This window comes from Azoarcus sp. Soil_N_20 (assembly GCF_057656155.1).
In genome coordinates this window covers 35,700-56,199 of record NZ_JBDGKX010000001.1, presented here as the reverse complement: position 1 = coordinate 56,199, position 20,500 = coordinate 35,700, and the positions used below count along the sequence as shown (strand labels likewise).

Here is a 20,500-nt window from a genome sequence, read left to right as displayed (position 1 = left end):
CCCGCCCATTCCCGCCGGCAGGGCGGGAATGGGCACTCTGCCCGGAGTCTACATGGCCGAACCCACGCCACTCACCCCTTTCGGCTGGGAACGCGACAAGGGCCTGCAGGGCCGTGCGCTGTTCCTGATCGCGGTTGCCTTTTCGGCCTATCAGATCGTCGTTGCCGCCTACCACCCGTTCTCCTCCCAGGTGGTGCGGGCGGTCCATGTCGGCTTCCTGCTGCTGATGACCTTCGCCTCGTTCCCGGTGTGGCTGCCACGCGGGCGCAGCGTGCCGGCGCTGGCCTGGCTGGTCGGCATTACCGGGTTTGCACTGGCCTTCTACCACCCGCTGTTCGAGGCCGAGCTGATTCAACGCGCGGGAGACCCGACCACCGCCGACCTCGTGGTCGGCACCATCACCCTGGCCCTGGTGTTCGAGGCGGCGCGGCGCATGATGGGGCCCGCGCTGCCGCTCATCTGCCTGGGCTTCTTCGCCTATGCCGCCTTCGGCCAGCACCTGCCGGGGGACCTCGGCCACCGCGGATACGACTTCTCGCAACTGATCGAACACCTGAGCTTCGGCACCGAGGGCATCTACGGGGTGCCGACCTACGTGAGCTCGACCTACATCTTCCTGTTCATTCTGTTCGGCGCCTTCCTCGAGCAGGCCGGCATGATCCGGCTGTTCACCGATTTCGCGCTCGGCACTGTCGGCCATACCCGCGGCGGCCCGGCCAAGGTCTCGGTGATCTCGTCGGGGCTGATGGGCACGATCAATGGCTCGGGCGTGGCCAATGTGGTTACCACCGGTCAGTTCACCATTCCGCTGATGAAGCGTTTCGGCTACCGCCCCGAATTCGCCGGCGGCGTCGAGGCGACGTCCAGCATGGGCGGGCAGATCATGCCGCCGGTGATGGGTGCGGTGGCGTTCATCATGGCCGAAACCATCGGCGTCGCCTACGTGGAAATCGTCACCGCAGCGATCATCCCGGCCCTGCTCTACTTCGTCACCGCGTTCTGGATGGTCCATCTCGAGGCCGGCCGCGCCGGCCTGCACGGCATGGCGAAAAGCGAATGTCCCGACGCCTGGGCGGCCGTCCGCCGTAGCTGGTACCTGCTGCTGCCGCTGGGCATCCTGGTGTGGCTGCTGTTCTCCGGCTACACCCCGCTCTTTTCCGGCACGGTCGGCCTGGCCCTGACCGCGGTGCTGATCCTCGGCGCGGCGATCGCGTTGCGCCTGCAGGGCATGGCGCTGCGGGTGGCGTTCTGGGTCGCGCTCGGGGTGGCCTGTGCCGGCTTCCTGAAGTGGGGCATCGACGCCTTCTTCGTTCTCATCACCGTGCTCGCGATTGGCTGCGCCTTCGTTCATGGCGGTCGCGAGACGCTGCGACTGGCGGTCAATGCACTGGCCGACGGCGCGCGTCATGCATTGCCGGTGGGGGTGGCCTGCGCGCTGGTCGGCGTCATCATCGGTGTGCTGACCCTGACCGGCGCCGCCACCTCCTTCGCCAACCTGGTGATCGCGCTAGGCGAGAACAACATGCTGCTGTCGCTGGTGCTCACCATGCTGGTGTGCCTGCTGCTGGGCATGGGCATCCCGACCATTCCGAACTACATCATCACCTCGGCGCTCGCGGCCCCCGCCCTGCTCGAACTCGGCGTGCCACTGATCGTCAGCCACATGTTCGTGTTCTACTTCGGCATCCTTGCCGATCTCACGCCGCCGGTGGCGCTGGCTGCCTTCGCGGCGGCGCCGATTGCCGGCGTATCGGGCATGAAGATCGGGGTGCAGGCGGTGAGGGTGGCGATGGCCGGCTTCATCATTCCCTACATGGCGGTCTATGCCCCGGAACTGATGCTGCAGGGCGATCCGACCTGGCTGGCCGTGGTGTGGATCGTGTTCAAGGCGCTGCTCGCGATCGGACTGTGGGGTGTGGCTTCGGTGGGCTACCTGTGGCAGCCGGTGAGCTGGCCGGAGCGGATCTGGGCTTTGGTCGCAGCGATCTTCCTGGTCGCGGCGCTACCGATCACCGACGAGATCGGAGTCGGTGCAGCCGTGTTGTTCTTCGGCCTTCAACTGTGGCGTCGCCGTCAGGCGCACCAAGCCTCGGGCTAGGATGAAACAACCCCCACGCTCACTGCGTTCGAGAAGGGCCGGCTGTGCACAACCGACCCGTTCGGCAGGCACGGCGCAATGCGCCGCGAAACCCCTGCCTCACCCCCCACGGGGGCTTCAGTACGCTTGGGGCGGCCCGGCGCATACTGAATGGCAAAAAAATGCGCAGCGTAAGCTGCGCATTTTGTGAGGTCCCCCGCCAGTGCCGTCTCCGCCGAATATCCTGAACGCAGGGTTCAGGGAGGTCACTTTCCTTCCGCTTCAGGCTCACCCGGCGAGGGGCATGCACACCAGCGGCATCTATGGTCGGCAACCAAGTCTCTCGACTATTGGTTCAAGGAATTAACGACTTCGTCGAACACGGCAGGGGATTGATTTTGCACGCCTTTTCCAAGCTCAAAAGAGCTTGTCCTGCTGGGCCAGGACCCCGTCGAGGCGTGCTTGCATGAGTCCGATTCTACGCTTCACGACCGGCATGTCAAACCCGTTTCCACGCTGATGCTGAAGAAATTCGTGCGCGATATTGAGCGCCGTCATCACGGCCAGTTTTTCGCCCGAGGAGCTGGTTTTTCCCGCCAGCTCATGCAGCTTGCCATCGACATAAGCCACCGCGGCGAGCAATCCGTCCTTGTTCTCGGGCGTGCAGGACACGCGGTACTCCTTGCCCAGCAACATGATATCCAGAGATTCCATACGGTCTTCCTCAGGCTTCCGGCAACTTGGCGAGCACGGCTTCGAGTTTTTCGGTAGCCAGTTGCACCTTGGCCGCCAACTGATGGTTTTCGGCTTCGAGCCGCGCGACCCGCAAGCGCAGCTCGCGGTTCTCGCCCTTCAATCCGGCGTACTGGCTGATGAGCTGCTCGAGCTGGGCTTCGAGGCGGGTAAGTTCTGCGTCCATGGCGGCGATGGTAGCGGGGGGAGAATGAAGCGGTCAATAAAGCCGTATGGCTCGTACAACCGGGCCCACTGAGCCCGGTGGTGCGGGCGTTCAGCGCTGAACTTGAGTCACGTCACGCACCGCCCCGGTATCGGCCGAGGTGGTAAGCGCCGCGTAGGCTTGTAGTGCGGCCGAGACGACCCGCTCGCGCTTGACCGGCTTCCATGCCGCGGCCCCCTTGGCCTCCATCGCGGCACGCCGACGAGCGAGCTCGTCGTCGCCGATGGCAAGGTGGATGCGGCGGTTCGGGATGTCGATTTCGATTGTGTCACCGTCCTCGACCAGCGCGATCGCGCCCCCGCAGGCCGCCTCCGGTGAGGCGTGGCCGATCGACAGGCCGGAGGTGCCACCGGAGAAACGCCCGTCGGTGAGCAGCGCGCACTCCTTGCCGAGCCCTCGGCTCTTCAGGTAAGAGGTCGGATACAGCATCTCCTGCATGCCGGGGCCGCCCTTGGGGCCTTCGTAGCGGATGATGACCACGTCACCGGCCTGCACGGTCTCGTCGAGGATGCCATCGACCGCGTCCTCCTGGCTCTCGAACACCCGCGCCGTGCCGGTGAACTTCCAGATCGACTCGTCGACCCCCGCGGTCTTCACGATGCAGCCCTTCTCGGCGATGTTGCCGTAGAGCACCGCCAGGCCCCCGTCCTGGCTGAAGGCGTTCTCCTTGTTGCGGATCACGCCGTGCGCGCGGTCCATGTCGAGCTCGTTCCAGCGCCGGTCCTGGCTGAACGCGACCTGGGTCGGCACCCCGCCGGGGGCGGCGAGGAAGAAGTCGAACACCGACTTGTCGTGGGCCTGCATGATGTCCCAGCGCGCCAGGGCCTCGCCCATGGTCTTGCTGTGCACGGTCGGCACATCGCGATGGAGCAGACCGGCGCGGTCGAGCTCGCCGAGAATGCTCATGATGCCGCCGGCACGATGGACGTCCTCGACGTGCACGTCGGCAATCGCCGGCGCCACCTTGCACAGGCAGGGCACGCGGCGCGAGATGTGGTCGATGTCCTTCATCGTGAAATCCACCTTGGCCTCGCTGGCGGCGGCCAGCAGATGGAGCACGGTATTGGTCGAGCCGCCCATCGCCACGTCGAGGCTGATCGCGTTTTCAAACGCCTTGAAGCTGGCGATCGAGCGCGGCAGCACCGATTCGTCATCATGTTCGTAATAGCGTTTGGCCAGGTCGACGATACGGCGCCCGGCTTCCTTGAACAGTTTTTCGCGATCGGCGTGGGTGGCCAGCGTGGTGCCGTTGCCGGGCAAGGACAGGCCGAGCGCTTCGGTGAGGCAGTTCATCGAATTGGCGGTGAACATGCCGGAACACGAACCACAGGTGGGGCAAGCGGAACGCTCGATGGCGTCGACCTCTTCGTCCGAACAGCTCTTGTCGGCGGCCTTGACCATCGCGTCGACCAGATCGAGCGAGATCACCTTGGCCTCCCACTTGACCTTGCCTGCCTCCATCGGGCCGCCGGACACGAAGATGGTCGGGATGTTGAGGCGGAGGGCAGCCATCAGCATGCCCGGGGTGATCTTGTCGCAGTTGGAGATGCACACCAGCGCATCGGCGGTGTGGGCGTTGCACATGTATTCGACGCTGTCGGCGATCAGCTCGCGCGAGGGCAGCGAGTAGAGCATGCCGCCATGGCCCATGGCGATGCCGTCGTCGACCGCGATGGTGTTGAACTCCTTGGCCACCCCGCCGGCCTTTTCGATCTCGCGCGCCACCAGCTGACCGAGATCCTTCAGGTGCACATGACCAGGCACGAACTGGGTGAAGCTGTTGGAGATGGCGATGATCGGCTTTTCGAAATCGCCGTCCTTCATGCCGGTGGCGCGCCACAACGCGCGGGCGCCCGCCATGTTGCGGCCGGCAGTGGAAGTACGGGAACGATACTGGGGCATAACGACGCTCCGGAAAACTGTGCGGGAAAGCCGACGATTCTAACCCCTCGGACAAGCTTCGGCATAACGCTGAAAAGCACTGGTCCCGGGAGGGAAATCAAATGGATGCGCGATCGAGTCGCGCCCCCGTCGGCTACCTGCCGGTGCGCGGTCCGGCGTGCCCTTTTGCGGTCGTCCACACCGGCACCGACCGCTGCGCTCGGGGGATCTCCGGCGTTGAACCCCGATCGGTCATCGGATCGTAACCAGCGCGTCACCGTGCCGCAACGCAGGCTTTCGAGAATGGCGTCATCGACAACGGACAGGGATGCACGCCATGCTCCAGACCCGCCAGCAAGTTTCCACCCGCCCCGGGCGCAACCTCCACGTCGGCCTCGCTGCCTGCGAAACCGAGATCCTCGAGGCGCAGAAGCTGCGCTATCGGGTGTTCGCAGAAGAAATGGGCGCCCGCCTCCCCACCCGTACCCCCGGCGTGGATCGCGACATCTACGATCCCTTCTGCGAGCACCTGATCGTGCGCGACGAGGACGCCGGCCGCATCGTCGGCACCTATCGCATCCTGTCGCCGTCGGCGGCGCGCAAGGTCGGTGGCTACTACTCGGAGAACGAGTTCGACCTCACCCGCCTGCAGCACCTGCGCAGCCAGATCGTCGAGATCGGCCGCTCGTGCATCGATGCCGACTACCGCAACGGCGCGGTGATCACCCTGTTGTGGTCGGGAATCGCCCGCTACATGCGCGAGAACGGCTACGGCTACCTGATCGGCTGCGCCTCGGTGAGCATGGCCGACGGCGGGCACCTGGCCGCCAGTCTGTATAATCGCCTGCGTGAAATGCACGCTGCGCCGCTTGAGTACCACGTGTTCCCGCGCTGTCCCTTGCCACTCGACATGCTGCGCACTGACCTGCCGGCGGAAGCCCCACCGCTGATCAAGGGCTACCTGCGCGCCGGGGCGTGGATCTGCGGTGAACCCGCGTGGGATCCCGACTTCAACACCGCCGACCTGCCGCTGCTGATTCCGATGAACCGGGTTTCCGACAAATACGCCAAACACTTCCTGGGACGCAAGGACTGAACCCCGAGATCGCCAGCGCACCGCGCACCCCGACCGGCCACGCCGCCAGCCGCTTGCTGCAGCGTGGCTGGCGCCGTTTCGGCCTCGCCCTCCATGTCGTGCATGGCATCCTGAGCATTGCGCTGATCTATCCGCTCGTTGGCCCGGCCACCCGCCTTCGGCTGCGACAACGCTGGTCGCGCCGGTTGCTCGCCGTGCTCGGCGTCCGCCTGCAGACCGAGGGCGTGGCGATCGCGCCCGGCTGCATGCTGGTGGCCAATCACATCTCCTGGCTCGACATCTTCGTGATCAATGCCTTGGCGCCGTCCGCCTTCATCTCCAAGGCCGAGGTGCGTGGCTGGCCGGTGATCGGCTGGCTCGCGGCGAGAAGCGAAACCGTGTTCCTGCGCCGCGGCAGCCGCGGCCACGCGAAGATCGTCAATGCCGAGATCGCCGCGCTGCTCGATGCCGGTCGCAACGTCGCGGTGTTCCCCGAAGGCACCACCACCGACGGCAGCCAAGTGCTGCATTTCCACGCCGCGCTGCTGCAGCCGGCGATCGAAGCCGAACGTCCGCTGCAGGCGCTGGCCCTGTCCTACCATGCCGCCGATGGCAGCCCGAGCCGCGGCCCGGCCTACGATGGCGACCTCAGCCTGGGTGAATGCCTGGCCAACATCCTTGCCCACCGTGAGCTGATCGCGCGCATTGCGACGAGCACGCCCGTGCCGACCACGACCGCCAGTCGTCGCCGCGAACTGGCGCAATTCACCCGCGACCTGATCGCCGCGCGACTCGGTGCGCAGCCGCAGGCGCCACATGAAGGCCAGGCCGGGCAGGCGGCGGGCAGTTCCGACCCGGGCATGGCGCACGCCGGTACGGGCTGAGGCCTTGATTCCACGAGCAAGGCAGAAGAACGGCGATGCTTGATCGAACCGCGCGCCGGGACCAGACCTGTCCGGATCCGGCAGGCGACATTGCAGTACTCAGGACTGGACCTGAAACACCTCACCATCTTCGAGACGGAACGCAGTGAGCTTGCCGCCCCATACGCAACCGGAATCGAGTGCGATCAGCCCATCGGTGCGGTAGAAGCCGAGTGCCGACCAATGACCACAGACGATCGTATGGGTGCGATTGAACCGGTCGGGCACGGCAAACCATGGCCGCGTCCCTGGCGGCCCCTTGTGCGCCGCACCTTTCGCGCGCAGCGCCATGCGCCCGGTCGGGGTACAGAAGCGCATCCGGGTGAGCGCGTTGACGATGACCCGCAGCCGGTCCCAGCCGGTCAGATCCTCGCTCCACCGGTCGGGACGGTCACCGGCGAGATGAAGGAGGAATTTTCTTGCATCCGGCCCGCACAGTACGGTGCTGACTTCGCCCGCCAGCGCCAGCGCCTTCGAGATCGTCCATTGCGGCAGCAGCCCGGCATGGACCACCGCGTAGTCGCCCTCCACGTGCATCAGCGGACGCTGCGCCAGCCAGTGCAGCAGATCATCGCGATCGGGGGCCTCGAGCACCTGAAACAGGGTGTCGTCCCGATCGCGATGCCGGTACCCGGCAGCGACCATCAGCAGGTAGAGGTCGTGGTTGCCGAGGATGACGGTGGCCGTGTCACCCAGGTCACGCACGAAGCGCAGCACATTGAGCGACGCCGGGCCACGATTGACCAGATCGCCCACGATCCACAGGCGATCCGCAACCGGGTCGAACGCCACCCGCTCCAGCAGTCGCCGGAGCGGGTCGTAACAGCCCTGGATATCACCAATTGCGTAGGTTGCCATTGCTCGATGAGTGCGTCATGACGGTAGCCTTCGATCTTAACCGAGGGATGCGACAAACTTGTGAGACAAATCTTTCCGCTGTCGACGACGGTCCGGCGCCGGGAATCGCAGCCGATTCCGCTCCTCACACGAAAACCGGCTCGGGCTCCAGCATCAGCTCGAAGCGAGCCTGGACATCGGACTGGATGCGGCGGGCGATCCGCTGCACGTCGGCGCCGGTGGCGCCGCCGCGATTGACCAGCACCAGCGCCTGGCGCTCGTAGCAGCCGACCGGACCGAGATCGCGTCCCTTCCACCCGGCCTGCTCGATCAACCAGCCGGCGGCGAGCTTTTCGCTGCCGTCGGCTTGCGGATAATGTGGCAAGGCAGGATGGGCGGCGAGCAGACGCGCGCAGGCGGCGGCATCCACCACCGGATTCTTGAAAAAGCTGCCGGCATTGCCGATCTCGGCCGGATCCGGCAGCTTGCGCCGGCGGATTGCAATCACTGCGTCGGAGACGTCGAGCGCGCTCGGGTGCGCGCGGCCTTGGGCCGCCAGTTCGCGCGCCACGTCCGCGTAGCGGGTCAGCGGCTGCCACGCCCGCGGCAGGCGAAAGCGCACCCGGGTCACCAGCCAGCGGTCGGGCTGCTGCTTGAATACGCTGTCGCGGTAGCCGAAGCGGCAGGCCGGCGCATCAAACACGCGCTCGCTGCCGTCGTCGAGATCGACCGCGTCGAGCGAGTCGAAGCGTTCGGCCATCTCCAGCCCGTAGGCGCCGATGTTCTGAATCGGCGCGGCACCGACCGTGCCCGGGATCAGCGACAGGTTCTCCAGCCCCGGCCAGTCCTGCGCCAGCGTCCACCGCACGAAGTCGTGCCAGTTCTCGCCGGCACCGGCCTCGACGATGCGCACCTCGTCGTCCTCGCGCAGCAGCCGGCGGCCGGCGATCTCCATCTTGAGCACGGTGCCGGCGAAATCGCCGTTGAGGATCAGGTTGCTGCCGCCGCCGAGCACCAGCCGGGGGGCTTCGATCCGGGAGCGATCGGCGACCAGGCTACGCACCGCATCGATCGACCTCAGCCTGAGCAGGCGCGCTGCCCGCGCGGGCAGGCGAAAGGTGTTCAGCGCCGACAGGTCGGCGTCCTCGATACAGTGCGGCATGACAGGATTCCGGCTCATCAGGGTTTGTCGAGCGCGATCGGGTAGCGCTGGGGGGCAATCGGAAACAGCCGGTCGTAGCCGATGTTGAACAGCAGCGCATAGACGGTATAGGCGAGCGCAAGACCGATGTCGGCCACCAGCGCCTCGACCCACCCCAGTCCGGTCCAGGCCATGATGACCGGCAGGGTCAGGAGCAGCAGCCCGACCTCGAACAGCAAGGCATGCACGAGCCGCAGCGGCAGCGGCCGGCGGTCGGCAGTGCGCCCGGTGACACGTCCCTCGACCCAGTCGAACGCGGTATTGAAGCTGCCATTCCAGATCGCGGCGACCAGTGCCAGCACCGCCAGCAACGCGACCGATTCGGCCAGCGGCACCCCGCTCGCCCACGCGAATGGCGGCGTGATCAGCAGCAGGCCGCCGATCTCGAACAGCACGATCTGGCGCAGGCGGTCGCGGAAGGAGCGAAGCTTGGGATGAGGGGCGGACAAACCGGAGGACCTGGACGACGAGAGGCGACGAAGATAGGCCGCATACGACCGGAACGCAACTACAGGAGACTTCATGACGGGCTCACCTCGAACCCGGGCCGTCCCGGCAAGAAAGCCGACCGATCAAGCGCACGGGGCCGTCCCCGCGTCGGCAAACTGGCCGCCATGATCGCAAAGCACGCGCCTTTTGGCAAACCGGCGGCGTCGCGCGCACCCGCCGCACCACGGCGGGCTCAGGCCACGGTATGGCGCTGCGGCAGGTAGTCGTCGATCCGTACTTCGTCGATCTGCGCGGGCTGCATGAAGCGGTCCGCGTACTGTCGATACACCCCGCTGCGCAGGAAGAGCTCGAACAGGTCGGGGTCGATGTGCTGCTCGTCGCGCATCCGCGCCATGATCCCGATCGCCTCGGTCAGGGTTTTGCCGCGCTTGTACGGCCGATCCACCGCGGTCAGCGCCTCGAAGATGTCGGCGATCGCCATCATCCGCGCCACCGGGCTCATCTGCTCGCGGGTCAGGCGCTTCGGGTAACCGGTGCCGTCCATCTTCTCGTGGTGGCTGCCGGCAATCTCGGGAACCTCGCGCAGATGGCGGGGGAAGGGCAGTTGGGCGAGCATGATCTGGGTCTGCACGATGTGCTCGTTGATCTTGTAGCGCTCCTCGGCCGACAGGGTGCCGCGCGCCACCGACAGGTTATAGAGCTCGCCCTTGTTGTACAGCAGCTCCGGCACCTCCATGCGGAAGCCCCAGCGGTTGTCGGGCTCGATGCGCTCCTGCGCGCTGCGCTCGAACCGGTGCTCGGGCTTGTCGGCGAGCAGGCGCTCGCGCACCGGCAGCGGCGGGGCCGGTGCGCGCTCCATGCGCAGACGTTCCTCGTACGACGTGCCCAGGCGATCGTCGAGGGTGCGCAGCCAGCTGCGCTGTGCAATTTCGCCGAGACGCTCGACCAGCGCCGGCGCCATGAACTCGCCGCCCTCGTTGCAGCGGGCGACGAAGGCGAACTCCTCGTCGAGCTGCGCCCATTCCTGCGCCAGCCGCGCCCGTGCCTCGGACTCCGGGGTGCCGGCGCGCATGCGCTCGAGGCAGTCGATCTCGGCATCGCGTTTGAGCACCTCGAAGCGCATGCGGATCTCGTGGATGCGGTTGTACAGGGTCTCGAGCTTGGTCGCCTTGTCCACCACGTATTCCGGGGTGGTGACCTTGCCGCAGTCGTGCAGCCAGGCGGCAACATGCACCGCTTCCCATTCCTCGTCGTCGAGCCGGAAGTCACCGAAGACACCGTCCTCCACCTCACACGCGGCGCGGGCGAGCATCTTGGTCAGTTCCGGAACACGAGCGCAATGGCCCCCGGTATACGGACTCTTGGCATCGATCGCCCCGGCGATGAGCTGGATGAAGGACTCGAACAGCACCTTCTGCGCATTGATCAGCGCTTTGTTCTCGAGCGACAGCGCGGTGGAGCCGGAAAGGGCCTCGATGAACGACAGCCGCGCCCGGTCGCTCTCCTCCCGGCGCAGCAGCAGCATCGCCCCGACCTGCTGGCGCTCGCGATTGAGCAGCGGAACCGCGATCGCATGGACCGCCGCGGTCGCGGCGACCGCCGCCTGCAGGCCGAGAACGCGGATCGCTTCGGGATCGAGCCGGCCAGCCAGCGCAATCCCGGTTTCCAGCGCCCGTCCGAGCAAGGGCGCGCCGCCGTCGAGTGCCTGGCTGGCCGCCGCGCCGGGCAGTGGCGTGCCATCGGCCTCGAGCGCCGCGGCCGGTACCAGCCGGTTGTCCTCGACCAGATACAGCACCCCGCCGGCGGCATCGGCTGCCGACACGGTTTCGCCGAGCAGGCGCGGCAGCAGCTCTTCGAAACGCTTCTCGGCCGCCACCGCCAGGCTGATGTCGAGAAAGCGCCGGATATTGCGCTTCATGCCCTCCATCGTCAGCGCCAGCTCATTGACCTCCTTGACCAGCGAACTCACCCCCATCGGACGCGAGAAGTCGAAATGCCGGACCGCCTCGGCGTCGCCCACCAGCACCTGCAGCGGGCGGGCGATACCGCGTGCCATCGACCAGGTGACCGGGATGGCGATCAGGAACACGAGGCCGGTCAGCATCGCCGACTGGCTGCGCAGGCGCAGGGCATCGGCGAACAGTTCGCTCTCGGGCACCGCGGAGACCAGGAACAGCGCCGGGGCGCCTTCGAGGTGCAGGCGCGCGATGCTCGTCCGCCACAGCTCGTCGCCGACCCTGAGCGTCTGCCCGCCCGGCGCGACCGACAGCGGCAGGGCGATCCGCTGCAGCACCGGCACGCCGAGCGCGTCCATGCGGACGAGCTTCACTTCCGCGGTCGGGTCGTCGGCCCGCGGCAGCAAGCGGTCGATGTGCTCGTAGGCGACCACCCCACCGTCCGCATCCACCAGCGCGAGTTCGGTCCCGGGGGTCACTTTCTGCTGCGCCAGCGAACCGCTCAGGGTCTCGAGCAGGATATCGGCGCCGACCACGCCGGAGCGGTCGGGCACATGCACCGCGATCGTGGTTCCGATCCGGAGGTTGGAGAAGAACACATAGGGCGAGGTCACGATCCGGCCGCTCGCGGCAAGGGCCGACCGGTACCATTCGCGCGCACGTGGATCGTAGGCGGTCGCGTACTCCGGTCGTTCGTCGACCCGCAGCACCGCCAGCGCCGCGTCCAGATGAACGTAGCGCCCGCGCGCAGGTTCCGTTGCGCGCTCGATGCTCTGGACGATGTAGCGGGTACCGGCCGGCGCGTCGAAAGCGGCCGCCTCCCTGGCGTCGTGCAGCCTGCGCACAAAAAAGAAATCGCCGCTGGCGTAACCGATATAGATCGAGGACAGCAGATCCGAGCTGCCGAGCGCCTCGACCATCAGTGCCAACGCACCCATGCGCTGGTCGTGAGTGGCGGCGCTGGCGAGCACGGTGTGGCGAACCAGGCTGGTGGCGGTCTCGGCCGGCGCAGTGGCCAGGTTGAGTTCGGTCAGGGTCTCGCGGTTGATCCGGCTGGTGAGCTCCGCCGCGCTGGCCTCGAGCTGATCGCGACTGAAGCTGTAGCCCAGCCAGCCGATCAGGCCGCCAACCACCAGCACCAGCACCAGGAACAAGGTGGAGATGTGCACACGCAGCGGAAACGGGCGAAGGGACTGTTGCAACATCACGGGGCACGCTCCAGGAAGCCGGGAGGTTGCGGCCGGAGGCCGACCGCGGACGCAAACGCCGATGACATGCTGACACGGCAACCCCGGGCGGACAACCCACAATTCCGCACCGGCGCACGACGTGGCGCTCAGGCCCCTTCGCTGCCGCCGATCTTCTGCAGGGCGGCGCGGCGCTGCAGTTCGCGGAAAGCGGCAACCTGCTCATGCGTCTCGAAAAGACCGCGCACCACCTTGAACACGCGCCGGATCTCGTCGCTGGCAAACAGCGCGCTGGTTGCGGACACGGCCAGTTCGTGATCGCCGAGGGCGAAGGCCGCGCGGATGATATCGACCCGGGTCTGCGCGCAAAACGGTGTTGCCAGCCAGGCCGCGCGCAGCGCGGTCATGCGCTGGCGCTCGGCATCGGGCGCCATCAGCGCGCGCAGCGCCTGCCACGAGGCGCGATCGTCGAGGGTTGCGGTTTCCAGCCGTTGCGGGGAGATTTCCCCCAGCGCCTGCTCCGCCTCCATCAACGCGCCGGCCTCGACCTGGCTGCGGACCAGCATCAGCCGGTCGGCGATCGTCACCGCACCGGGAGCGCTATCGTTGCGGATCACGTCGGCCATCGCGGCACGAGCCGTTTCGGTGTCGCCGCCGAGCAAAGCGGCATCGGCGAGCAGGCGTTTGCGCACATAGTTGCGGCCGGTCTTGAGGGAGGCCTCGGCGACCGTGCGCTGCCCCTCCTCGTAATCGCCCATCTCCATGCAGATCTGCGCCTTCAGGTCGAAACCGCCGAAGAACGTCGGCGCGTCGACGACCACCTGGTCCATGATCGCGCGCGCCTCCGGCAACCGGTTCTGGCCGACCAGCGCCCGCGCCTTGCCCGCCCGGGCCCACGGAAAAGGATGGGTATCGAGGATCTCGTCGAACGCGACCTGGGCCGCCGCCGCGTCGCCCTTGAGCAAGGCCACCTCGGCACGCTGGCGCATCAGCTCGAAACGCTGCAGCTGTCCGTCTTCGGTTTCTCGCACCTGCTCGAGGAAGCGCTCGGCAGCCGCGTAATCCTGCGCGCGCTTGGCGGCGAACAGCGGCTTGAAGAAGCGCTTGCGCTGCAGCACGCGGTCGAGCCGTAGCTTGAGGCGGTCGGGCGAGAACGGCTTGATGATGTAATCGTCGGGCGCAAGCTCCACCGCCGCGACCACCTGCTCGTAGGATTGCTCGGCAGTCACCATGATGAAGACCGCATCGTCGGTCAGCAGGTCGAAACGGCGCAGCTCCTCGAGCAATTGCTGACCGGACCGGTCGGCGCCCAGCAGGTAGTCGCACAGGATGATGTCCGGCACGGTCCGACGGATCCGTGCAATCGCATCCTGGTAACCCGACGAAAACTCGACCGCAAAGGCGCCCATGGTCTGCGCGCAGATCCGCAGGCTGTCCCGCGCCACCGACTGGTCATCGATGACCAGGAAACGCAGCGCGCGATAGACCTCCGGACCGAGTTGGCTCACGGCAACCACAAGTCCAGGATGGCGCCGCCCAGTTCGCCGCCGTTGTGGAGTTCGATGCGCCCCTGGCGGCCATGGCGGCGGTGTAATGCGGCCAGTTCGTGGGCGACGAACAGGCCGACGCCGAACCGGGTCATGCGCGCGATGTCGGGAACCTCGAAGCCCGGACCATCGTCCTCGACCCGCAACAGCAGGAAACCGTCGTCGTGGCGGGCGGAGATCCGGATCTGCGCGCGCGCGAAGCGGCTCGCGTTCTGCAGCGCGTTGGACAGGATGTCGAGCACCAGTTCGCGGTCGAGCGGCCACGGCTCATTGGCGGTGCTGTGGGCACTGACCTCGAGCCCGAGCCGCTCGCAGTGGCCGCGATTCACCAGCACGGCCTCCTCCAGCAGTTCTCCCGCCGATGCCATGCCGATCGACAGGGTCTCGACATGGCGCTGCAGCTTGTAGGCGGCAAGCACGCGGCTCAGCCGCAAGGCCGCGAGCTCGATCGCAAAGCGGGCCTCCCCCAGGGCTATGCCATGTTCCGCCTCGGCCTGAACCAGCAAGGATTCAGCGCGAAAAAGCTGGTTCTTCGCGTCATGAACCCCCGAGCCGAGGATGTCGAGTACCCGGTGCATTCGATGCTCCCTCGAGGTGCGTGTCCGAACGTATCACTCGCCGGCAAATGCCGCCAGCGCTTCGGCAAGCTCGGCCGCGGACACGCCCGCGGCCAGCGCACCGGAATCGCCGGCATCGCCGCCCTGCTTGAGGCGCGCAATCGTCTGCCCGGCCTCCCGCGGCGACTCGAAACCCCGGCTTTGCAGCAACAGCCGGCCGTCCGCACCCACCAGCTTGAAATAGAAGCGGCCATCCGCTTCACGATATTGCTTGAATTGCGGCAAGGCCTGGACCTTGGGCCGCGCGACGGGGGCCGCCACGCTGGCGCTGTCGAGGCGGCGCAGCCCCACCGCCTGGCGGATCTCGGCCAGGAAAGGGGTGGCAATGGCGCGCGCCCTGGCCGCCCCCTCCTGCAGGCGTTGCTCGATCAAGGCCGGCTGCGCAATCAGGGTTTCATAGTGCTGGCGCATCGGCAGCACAGCGTGCTCGATGCGCTCGAACAGGGCCTGCTTGGCCTCGCCCCAGGCGATGCCGTCGGCAAATGCCGTGCGCATCGCCGCCGTTTCCGCCGGGGTGGCGAACGCCTGATACAGCTGGAACAGCGCGGAGCCCTCGGTATCCTTGGGCTCGCCCGGCAGCCGCGAGTCGGTCACGATCGAAAAAATCAGCTTCCTGAGCTCGGCCGACGGCGCGAACAGCGGAATGGTGTTGTCGTAGCTCTTGCTCATCTTGCGGCCGTCGAGGCCCGGCAGCGTCGCCACCGATTCGTCGATCGCGGCTTCGGGAAGCACGAAGTGTTCGCCGTACAGGTGATTGAAGCGGACGGCGATGTCGCGCGCCATCTCGATATGCTGAATCTGGTCACGCCCGACCGGCACCGAATGGGCCTTGAACATCAGGATGTCGGCCGCCATCAGCACCGGGTACATGAACAGGCCCATATTGACCCCGGCGTCCGCGTCTTCGCCATCGGCGGTGTTCTTGTCCACCGCCGCCTTGTAGGCATGCGCACGGTTGAGCAGCCCCTTGCCGGCAACGCAGGTCAGCAGCCAGGTCAGCTCGGTGATCTCCGGAATGTCCGACTGGCGGTAGAACCACACCCGGTCGGTATCGAGTCCGGCGGCCAGCCACGAGGCCGCGATCTCCAGCGTGGAGCGCTGCACCCGCGCCGGGTCCGCGGTCTTGATCAGCGCATGGTAGTCGGCGAGAAAGTAGAAGCTTTCGGCGTCGGCCCGCCCGCTCGCTGCAATCGCGGGGCGAATCGCACCCGCATAGTTACCAAGGTGGGGCGTTCCGGAGGTGGTGATCCCGGTAAGAATGCGCTGTGCGGCCATGATGCGATCCGACGAGTCAAAGGCCGGCAGTTTAGCGCTTTGGCCGGGCACACGGGATGAATCGGCACTTCGGCCGCGCGCGCATCGCGCCCCGTCCCACGCAACGGGGCAGCCACGGCGCTGCGCCGATCGCGGCTGGTGCGGAAGCTCACTGCGGGCGGGCCGTTCAGTCCGCGCGCCGCACGCGCCCCGTCCTCACTGTGCGGGCGCGCCTTCGCCCTTGATGCCGCGCACCAGCGCCTTGCTGCCGTCACGCGCGGCATGCCCCACTGCGCGGGCACCCTCGCCGACCGTAGCCGCCACCTCGCGGGCGACACCGCCGACGCCGCGCCCGAATTCGGCAGCGCCGCGACCGACCTCGCGTCCGAGGTCGCGCGCGCCATGCCCGATCTCGCGGATCGTCGATCCCACCGCGTACCCGGCTTCCCGGCTCGTCGAGTGTTCGGCCGCCGCAGCCACCGACCCGGCCGCCATCAACAACGCGAGAAAAAGGCCCGCGAGCGCTGTCCGGCGCCAGACGCTGACGTAGTCATCCTCATGGACCGTGTTCATCTGCATTTCCCCTTATCCGGAGCAAACCCGTTGGCGCGGCGATCGATCCGGCCGCGGCATCCACATGCGCCGACAGCCGCACCCGGCTCGCCGCCCATTCAGACTAACGTGATAGCCGCCGACCCGCAGTAAGGAGGCGTAAGCGGCCGGCGCCGGCGCACGAGTTCGGCAATCGGGTTCATCGTGTTACAATATTTGTCCAAATTTATTTGCGCGGCCGCGATCGTCTGCCAGCCCGCTTGTGCACCACCGTGCCGCTGTCAGGTATGGCCCGGCGTCGCGACCGCCCACCCAATGCTCCCTCATCTCATCCCGATCGGAGCCTTGCTCGCCGGGATTGCGCTCCTGCTGCTCGGCACCGGCCTGCTCAACACCGTGCTGGCACTGCGCGGCAGCCTCGAAGGCTACTCCGACGCCACCCTGGGCCTGATCGGTTCGGCCTATTTCGCCGGATTCTTCCTCGGCACCTTCGTCGCGCCGCCGCTGATCCGTCGCATGGGCCATGTGCGCGCATTCGCCTTTTTCGCCGCGGCCACCGCGGCGTGCGTACTGGTGCACGCGCTGGTGGTGTCGGCGCCGGTGTGGATGGGCTTGCGGGTGATCACCGGGACGGCGCTGGTGGGGCTGTATATGGTGATCGAAAGCTGGCTCAACAGCGAAGCGCCCACCGCGCGCCGCGGGCAGATCTTCGCCACTTACATGGCGGTAAACCTCGGTGCACTGGCGGCGGCGCAGCAGTTGTTGCACCTCGGAAGTCCGGCGGATTCGACCCTGTTCGCGGTCGCGGCGATCTTCGTCTGCCTCGCGCTGATGCCGGTCACCGCCACCCGCCTGCCGCCACCGGTGCTCACCGACAGCCCCCGCCTCGGCCTTGACCAGTTGTGGACGGCGGCGCCGGTCGCCTGCGCCGGGGCGCTGCTTTCCGGACTGGCAATGGGCGCCTTCTGGGGAATGGGCGCGGTGTATGGCAACCGCATCGGGCTGGACGAATCCGGGGTGGCGCAGTTGATTACGCTCTCGATCCTCGGCGGCGCGCTGCTGCAATGGCCGATCGGGCATTTTTCCGACCGCGTCGACCGCCGCCGCGCGCTCGGACTGGTGGCTGCCGCAGCCTCTGCAGCAGGCCTGCTGTGGGCCGTGCTCGGCCATTTCGGCGCCGCAGTGCTGATCGCCGGCTTCCTGTATGGCGGCGCCGCATTTGCGCTCTACCCGATCGTGGTCGCCCACCTCATCGACCACCTCGCCCACGAGCACATCCTGTCCGGCAACGCCGGCCTGCTGCTGCTGCACGGCGCCGGTGCCGCCGTCGGGCCGGCTATCGCCGGCCTGCTGATGAGCCGGTTCGGCGCGGTGGCGCTGCCGCTGCACTTCGCGCTGATGCTTGCACCGCTGGCCGCGTTTGCGCTGTGGCATGCGCGTCGCGGCAAGGACGAAATCGTCGACGGGGCCGCGCACTTCATGCCGATGCTGCGCACTTCGGCGACCGTGCTGGAGATGATGACCCCGACGGACACCGCATCCCCGGACGTGCCGGTCACCACCGACGATGCGGCCGAGATCGAGCCCGAATCCGCGATCGCGGCCCCCGTCACCTGATACACCCAGTCGGCACCCGTGTCGGCGTTCACCCACAAGGAGAACCACACATGCTGCTCGCAACCGATCTCGATGGCACCTTTCTCGCGGGCCATACGGAAAACCGCCAGCGTCTCTATCAACTGATCAGCGCCCACCCCGAGATCAAGCTCGCCTTCGTCACCGGACGCGGCCTCGAAGTCGTGCTGCCCATCCTGTCCGACCCGACCGTCCCGGTGCCGGACTACATCATTTGCGACGTCGGCGGCACCGTCGTCGACGGCCGCACCCGCCAGGCCGTACAGCCGCTGCAATCCGATATCGACGCGCGCTGGCCGGGTGAGCGCGCGGTGGCCGAAGCAATGGCGGGCTTCGAGGCGATCGAGCGCCAGGAAGTGCCACAGCAGCGACGCTGCTCCTACTTCTGCGACGCCGGCGCCGTGTCCGCGGAGATCGAACGGGTGGCGACCGAACTCGGTTGCGACCTGCTCTACTCGGCCGACCGCTATCTGGACATTCTGCCGCGCGGGGTCAACAAGGGCAGCACCCTGTCCGCCCTGGTGCGCCACCTCGGCCTCGCCCACGACGAGGTGCTGGTGGCCGGCGACACCCTCAACGACTTGTCGATGTACGAGGCCGGCTTCATCGGCGTGTGCGTGGGCGAATCCGAACCCGCGCTGCTCGATGCCACCCGCGACCGCGCCCGCGTGCTGCACGCCACCCACACCGGCTGCGGCGGCATCATCGAGGCCCTGGCCCATTTCGGTTTCCTCGGCAGCGGCGGCATCGAGGCCGAAGTCCGCGCCATGGAAGCACCCGGCAAGGCCGATCTGGTGATGGTCTACCACCGCCTGCCCTACGAGGAGGTGTTCGACAACGGTCGCCTGACCCGCCGCCGTCCGACCTCGCCCAACGGCATCATCCCGACCCTGTTGTCCTTCTTTGGCGATGGGCGCAAGGGCTCGTGGGTGGCGTGGTCCATCCATGACCCGAAGAAAGCGATTCCCTTCGAGATCCACACCGAGGTCGACACGGCCTTGTACCCCAAGCTGCTCGCAGCCCGCGTCGCGCTGGCCAAGGACGACGTGGACACCTTCTACAAGCGCTTCTCCAAGGAAGCCTTCTGGCCCACGCTGCACACCTTCTGGGAACGGGCGATCTTCCGCGAGGAAGACTGGGTCGTGTTCCTCAAGGTCAACCGCCTGTTCGCCGAGCGCACCGCCGCCGAGGCCGCCGAGGGCGCGGTGGTGTGGATCCACGACTACAACCTGTGGATGGTGCCGGCCACTTTGCGCGAACTGCGCCCCGACCTGAAGATTGCCTTCTTCCACCACACCTACTTCCCTTCGGCCGACGTGTTCAATGTGCTGCCGTGGCGGCGCGACATCGTCGGCAGCCTGCTGCAGTGCGACTACATCGGCTTCCATATCCCGCGCCAGGCGGAGAACTTCGTCGATGTCGCACGCGGCGTGGCACCGCTGAAAGTGCTGGAAACGAAAGCCTGCGCACCCCGTTACCTGACCTACGGCTGCGCCCTCGGGCTCGACGAAGTGACCACCGCGATCGAGGTCCATGGTCGCCGCATCGGCCTCGGCGCCCACCCGGTGGGGATCGACATCGGCCGCGTTCGCGCCGTGCTCGACGCCCCGGAAACCGCCACCCGCATGGCCAGCCTGCGTCGCGATCTCGCCGGCACCCGCGTGATCCTGTCGGTCGAGCGCCTCGACTACACCAAGGGCACGCTGGAAAAGCTGATCGCGTTCGAGCGCCTGCTCGAGGAGCATCCCGAGCTGTGCGGCAAGGTCTCGCTGCTCGCGGTGTGCGTGCCCGCAGCCAAGGAGATGACCGTCTACGACGAACTGCAGACCCGCATCGAACAGGCGGTGGGCAAGGTCAATGGGCGCTTCGCCCGCGTCGGCTGGACCCCGGTGCAGTTCTTCTTCCGCGCCCTGCCGTTCGAGGAGGTGGTGGCCTGGTACGCGATGGCCGACGTGATGTGGATCACTCCGCTGCGCGACGGGCTCAACCTGGTGGCCAAGGAATACGTCGCCACCCAGGGCCTGATCGGCGGCCAGGGCGTGCTGGTGCTGTCCGAATTCGCGGGTGCGGCCGCCGAGCTGCATGGCGCGGTGCTGACCAATCCGCACGACATTCACGACCTCACCGCCAAGCTCTATTTCGGCATCGCGATGAACCGGGCCGAGGCCGAGTCGCGCCTGCGCGAACTGTACGACGTGGTCTGCCACAATGACGTTCAGCGCTGGGGACAGGACTTCCTCGACGCAGTCAATGCACCGCCACCGCTCGCGCCCGAGAACGGGGCGACAGTCCAGTCCGCCGAGCAGCCCGATGTGCTGACCACGAAGGACGCTGCCTGACTGCCTGAAACC

At 67.1% G+C, this 20,500-nt stretch carries 16 protein-coding genes and 1 other RNA gene; 5 read left to right on the top strand and 12 right to left on the bottom strand.

The window, feature by feature from the left end:
• Positions 1–52: 52 nt before the first annotated feature.
• Positions 53–2,098 carry a TRAP transporter permease gene (locus AC3A35_RS00310; protein WP_487433795.1) on the top strand — a complete coding sequence of 682 codons (2,046 nt, stop codon included), beginning with the start codon at positions 53–55 and terminating at the stop codon, positions 2,096–2,098.
• 189 nt (positions 2,099–2,287) lie between these two features.
• Here AC3A35_RS00310 and ssrS read toward each other — a convergent pair.
• The 4 genes from ssrS to ilvD form a co-directional block, all read right to left on the bottom strand.
• Positions 2,288–2,471, bottom strand: a non-coding RNA gene (ssrS, locus tag AC3A35_RS00305) — 6S RNA.
• Between the two features lie 23 nt (positions 2,472–2,494).
• Entirely contained in the window at positions 2,495–2,791 is a 297-nt protein-coding gene (locus AC3A35_RS00300; protein ID WP_487433793.1) for a cell division protein ZapA, read from the bottom strand.
• Positions 2,792–2,801: 10 nt separating this feature from the next.
• Entirely contained in the window at positions 2,802–2,996 is a 195-nt protein-coding gene (locus AC3A35_RS00295; protein ID WP_487433792.1) for a hypothetical protein, read from the bottom strand.
• Between the two features lie 90 nt (positions 2,997–3,086).
• The gene (gene ilvD / locus AC3A35_RS00290; RefSeq protein ID WP_487433791.1) at positions 3,087–4,937 is read right to left on the bottom strand and encodes a dihydroxy-acid dehydratase; all 1,851 of its coding nucleotides are present in this window, start codon (positions 4,935–4,937) and stop codon (positions 3,087–3,089) included.
• A 316-nt stretch (positions 4,938–5,253) separates the two neighbouring features.
• Here ilvD and AC3A35_RS00285 point away from each other — a divergent pair, with 316 nt between their 5' ends.
• Both AC3A35_RS00285 and AC3A35_RS00280 read left to right on the top strand, forming a co-directional pair.
• A complete protein-coding gene (locus tag AC3A35_RS00285; RefSeq protein ID WP_487433790.1) occupies positions 5,254–6,012 on the top strand; it encodes a GNAT family N-acetyltransferase in 759 nt (252 codons plus the stop codon).
• Between the two features lie 56 nt (positions 6,013–6,068).
• On the top strand, positions 6,069–6,875 hold the full coding sequence (locus AC3A35_RS00280; protein WP_487434690.1) for a lysophospholipid acyltransferase family protein: 807 nt from the start codon (positions 6,069–6,071) through the stop codon (positions 6,873–6,875).
• A 99-nt stretch (positions 6,876–6,974) separates the two neighbouring features.
• Here AC3A35_RS00280 and AC3A35_RS00275 read toward each other — a convergent pair whose 3' ends face one another.
• The 8 genes from AC3A35_RS00275 to AC3A35_RS00240 form a co-directional block, all read right to left on the bottom strand.
• On the bottom strand, positions 6,975–7,772 hold the full coding sequence (locus tag AC3A35_RS00275; protein WP_487433789.1) for a symmetrical bis(5'-nucleosyl)-tetraphosphatase: 798 nt from the start codon (positions 7,770–7,772) through the stop codon (positions 6,975–6,977).
• A 124-nt stretch (positions 7,773–7,896) separates the two neighbouring features.
• On the bottom strand, positions 7,897–8,913 hold the full coding sequence (gene murB / locus AC3A35_RS00270; RefSeq protein ID WP_487433788.1) for a UDP-N-acetylmuramate dehydrogenase: 1,017 nt from the start codon (positions 8,911–8,913) through the stop codon (positions 7,897–7,899).
• A gap of 17 nt (positions 8,914–8,930) precedes the next feature.
• Positions 8,931–9,476, bottom strand: a complete 546-nt coding sequence (locus AC3A35_RS00265) for a PACE efflux transporter (RefSeq protein WP_487433787.1) — start codon at positions 9,474–9,476, stop codon at positions 8,931–8,933.
• A 158-nt stretch (positions 9,477–9,634) separates the two neighbouring features.
• On the bottom strand, positions 9,635–12,562 hold the full coding sequence (locus AC3A35_RS00260; protein WP_487433786.1) for an HD domain-containing phosphohydrolase: 2,928 nt from the start codon (positions 12,560–12,562) through the stop codon (positions 9,635–9,637).
• A gap of 131 nt (positions 12,563–12,693) precedes the next feature.
• Complete coding sequence (locus AC3A35_RS00255; RefSeq protein ID WP_487433785.1) at positions 12,694–14,052, bottom strand: response regulator; 1,359 nt, start codon at positions 14,050–14,052, stop codon at positions 12,694–12,696.
• A complete protein-coding gene (locus tag AC3A35_RS00250; RefSeq protein WP_487433784.1) occupies positions 14,049–14,669 on the bottom strand; it encodes a sensor histidine kinase in 621 nt (206 codons plus the stop codon). The genes AC3A35_RS00255 and AC3A35_RS00250 overlap by 4 nt, the downstream gene beginning before the upstream one ends.
• Before the next feature lie 33 nt (positions 14,670–14,702).
• Positions 14,703–15,983 carry a tryptophan--tRNA ligase gene (locus tag AC3A35_RS00245; protein WP_487433782.1) on the bottom strand — a complete coding sequence of 427 codons (1,281 nt, stop codon included), beginning with the start codon at positions 15,981–15,983 and terminating at the stop codon, positions 14,703–14,705.
• Between the two features lie 195 nt (positions 15,984–16,178).
• Positions 16,179–16,535: a hypothetical protein gene (locus tag AC3A35_RS00240; protein ID WP_487433781.1), complete on the bottom strand. Its 357-nt coding sequence runs from the start codon at positions 16,533–16,535 to the stop codon at positions 16,179–16,181.
• A 294-nt stretch (positions 16,536–16,829) separates the two neighbouring features.
• Between AC3A35_RS00240 and AC3A35_RS00235 the strand changes: the two genes are divergently transcribed.
• Positions 16,830–18,131, top strand: coding sequence for an MFS transporter (locus AC3A35_RS00235; RefSeq protein ID WP_487433780.1), 1,302 nt, complete (start codon positions 16,830–16,832; stop codon positions 18,129–18,131).
• 50 nt (positions 18,132–18,181) lie between these two features.
• Positions 18,182–20,488 carry a glucosylglycerol-phosphate synthase gene (ggpS, locus tag AC3A35_RS00230; RefSeq protein WP_487433779.1) on the top strand — a complete coding sequence of 769 codons (2,307 nt, stop codon included), beginning with the start codon at positions 18,182–18,184 and terminating at the stop codon, positions 20,486–20,488.
• Positions 20,489–20,500 lie beyond the last annotated feature (12 nt).